The organism is Iodobacter sp. BJB302 (assembly GCF_002735645.1).
In the GTDB taxonomy this organism is placed as follows: domain Bacteria; phylum Pseudomonadota; class Gammaproteobacteria; order Burkholderiales; family Chitinibacteraceae; genus Iodobacter.
Window position 1 is genome coordinate 1 of record NZ_PDZG01000141.1, and the last position, 3379, is coordinate 3379.

General features: G+C 38.2%; 2 protein-coding genes. One reads left to right on the forward strand and one right to left on the reverse strand.

Annotated features, from left to right (window positions below; translation table 11 throughout):
* The first annotated feature begins 454 nt into the window (after positions 1 to 454).
* Entirely contained in the window at positions 455 to 964 is a 510-nt protein-coding gene (locus CSQ88_RS22080; protein WP_099400212.1) for a GNAT family N-acetyltransferase, read from the forward strand.
* A 456-nt stretch (positions 965 to 1420) separates the two neighbouring features.
* On the opposite strand, the gene CSQ88_RS22085 is transcribed toward CSQ88_RS22080, so the two are convergent.
* Positions 1421 to 3160: a DUF262 domain-containing protein gene (locus CSQ88_RS22085; protein WP_099400213.1), complete on the reverse strand. Its 1740-nt coding sequence runs from the start codon at positions 3158 to 3160 to the stop codon at positions 1421 to 1423.
* Positions 3161 to 3379 lie beyond the last annotated feature (219 nt).

The window sequence follows — 3379 nt, forward strand, 5'->3', positions numbered from 1 at the left end:
CGACAGCCCCTTTTGCATCTGGATTGGGTTGATTGCCATGACGACCACTCCACAAAAGAACGTTCGTTCACCTTAGGCCTTTTAAGTGGTTTGAGCAAGGAGATTGAGCAAGAGACATAATCAGGTTCAGTGATGCTGCACTGAGCGAAACATCTGAACTTACTTTCAGTATTTAATCAGCATAATTAAAACCCATGACTTTAGTAAAGTTACTATAAAATCACACTCACTTTAAAATTTCATACACAGTCATTTTAAATAAAATAAACTGCCTTAGTTTTATCTACGAATTAAACAAATCCATAGCTAAATCCACTAAGCGCTGATGCTTGGCACTGACCGATCCAGGCACCTGAGCCCAGACTTTCTGCAACGGCAAGATGCCCGTGGACAGGGAAATACCCAAATGCCATAAGGGCGAAACAATACTGCAACCGCATTCCTTTAGGACAGCATGCCGACTATTGAACCAAGACAGCCCCATCACGCAGACGAACTATTCCAAATCATGAGTGATCCGCTACTTTATGAATATGTTGACGTCGCTCATCGCCCCGCCACAGCAGATGCCCTACGTGAGCGCATTGAGCGAAATGCCAGCGGCAAATCCCCGGATGGATCACAAGATTGGCTGGCGTGGGTTATTAAAAATGAATTGGGCGATATCGTCGGCTTTTTAACCGCGACTATTCACCAAGACGGTGACGCACATATAGCCTATGGCGTCGGCAGTCGATTCTGGGGCAAGGGTTATGCCAGGCTGGCCACGGAACAGTTGCTTCTTCTTTTATCCAAAAACGATACGGTGCAGCGGTTTTGTATCATTGCAGAGCGTGCAAATACACGCTCGGTGTTGCTAGCAGAGTCGCTTGGCTTTGTTGAAGAGACTTCAGATATTGAGCGGCAGAAAAACGAATTGAGTCAGTCGGAGATTTTATTGCATAAGCACGGAGGCTTGGGCTAGGGATAAATGCCTTCGGCACATTTGATTTTGGTGCGGGACTCCCCCGCGTGGGACTCACTTTCTTGAACGGCCAAGAAAGTAAGCAAAGAAGGCCGCCCCGACCAGCACGAAGGCCCCTCACTGCGGATAATCAGCTCGGCGAAAAAGGCTGCGCGCTCGCTGCCTCGCTACCCCTTTTCCGAAACCCCGATCCGCTTATCCTCGCTTCGGCGTGCTTCAAGGGGAGTCTTATAAGCCCAGTGCAATCATCGCAATTAGTAGTAAATATTTGTTGAATTCATTTTAAAAATATATCAAAAACAAATATCACATGCTTTCGTAGGGTGGGTTAGACAAAAGCGCGTCACCTTTGGCGTAACCCACCGATTTTCAACGCAATGGAATGTTGGGCTGATAAAGCTTTAGCCCAACCTACCTTGCAATTGAATCACAAGCGGATTTAGTGATGCCATATATTTAGCGATTAAAAAACTCTTTTTCAAACCGTGCGAGCATATCTCCAGCTCGGGTTTTAATCGTTTCAACATTAAACTCATTGTATTTCAGAAGTTCAGCATTTAGATTAATTCGTGATTTTTCAGCAAGTATAATCTTTTTCTCTGAAAATGGTTTATTACTTAAAGTCTGATTATCGAAGGTAAGAGTTAAATTTCCCAACGTATGAAGATATTTTTCTTTATCATCATGAGAAATAGATGACCATTGAGTTGGTACCGGATTTTGAGGAAGAATGTGCTCAATTTGAGCCTTCTTCATATCCTCCTCATAATTCAAACATTCTTTTTTACCCATATTTTCAATTAGAGTTAAAAACCGTTTTAGATGTTGAGATTTTCGAGTATACAAATTCCCCGTTACAACAGAGTCTTTCAATTCTTTACTACTAGGCAGTCTGTATCCCTCTTCCGCAGAAGCCACAAAAGCTAAAAATCTATCGCCATAGCCCATATTTGAATCAAACTCAGGGGAATCTAATCGCTTAAATACCATAGGAGAAAACCGAACCACCTCGCCAGAAGGATAGCCCGCTAAAAACCGAGAAGCTTCATATGCCACTATCGCTTTTAATGCGTTATTAAATGCAATCGGGTCATCAATGATAAGTTCATTCGACTCAACATGGGAATAATTATTTAGAATATTCATCATCAACACAGAATATTGACCAAAAGAACCTCGTAGATATCCAATATAATTAAGATCAATATCTGGATGATTTTTGACTTTAACCACTTGATAAATAAGTGCCCATTTTGCCAAATCTACAATAATTTCTTTTAATCTTTCAATAGAGGGTATCTCTCCGATAACGCCTTTAAATTCATAATACACGACTTTTGGATCTTTCTTAACAAGCCATTGCTTTTGAGTGGCAATATAATCTCTGAAAAAATTTTCCAAAGCTTGTTCCATATACTCTTCAGTTTTGAACTGAGCTTCGAATGTACGGGTGTACAAGTTAATTAATTGATTTTCTTCGTGATGACTGCATTCATATTTTTTAAATGTGAACAAATAGTTTTTTATTAGATCTGAACCTGCAAGCGGCTTTCCAAGCGAGTTAATTGATTCAAAGACTGAGTTTTCGTCTTGATCTTCATCCAAAAAAATAATCACTACCTTTACCCTTCTGAGTAAATCTAAAAACCCGTTAAAATTAGATTCATCCATATTAGAAAGATATTTATGAATGTAATCATAATTTTTAAAATATCTTGTTTTTTTATCATCAGCAGAAGTGCCCTGTAACATTCCTGATAATAAATTAGTCAGAGCTTGTTGGTGCTCCATATTATTCAATTTAAGTTTGGTTTCTGCATCATCTTGGGTATAAAGATGCTTTTGGATGCTATCAGCAGATCTCTTTCCTTCTTCAGATTTTATCTTATTCCTGTAAATATCCCGGATAGCACAAAGGATTAAAATTGAAGTTGTAATTCGTTGTTGCCCATCAATAACTACTCGTTCAGTTACCATGCCTCTAGTTTGATTCTTTACAATAACATTCCCAATATAATATTCTGCCCTTTTGTTATCTTTGTACTCTTCACCAAAATTGAGAATATCATCCAAGAGTTTTTGGACTTGATTATTAGAATCCCAAGTGTATAAGCGTTGATAAATGGGAATATGGAACTGGGTAAGATCCCCCATAACCAAGTCAATAATATTTTTATGATCTGTATGAATAGCCATCAGCACCCCAATACCTTAATATATCAATATAAAATATTAGAATAATAAGCTATTAACTCACACCAATGCAAGAAAATAAATTGAATTTAATCAACTATAGAAAACCATTTAACTTTATTAATTTCAATCACTGTATTTAAACTAAAAAATTGATAAAAAACAGAACATTAACACCAATTAAATACCTTACCAATTTTACAAGAAATAATGAATATAAAC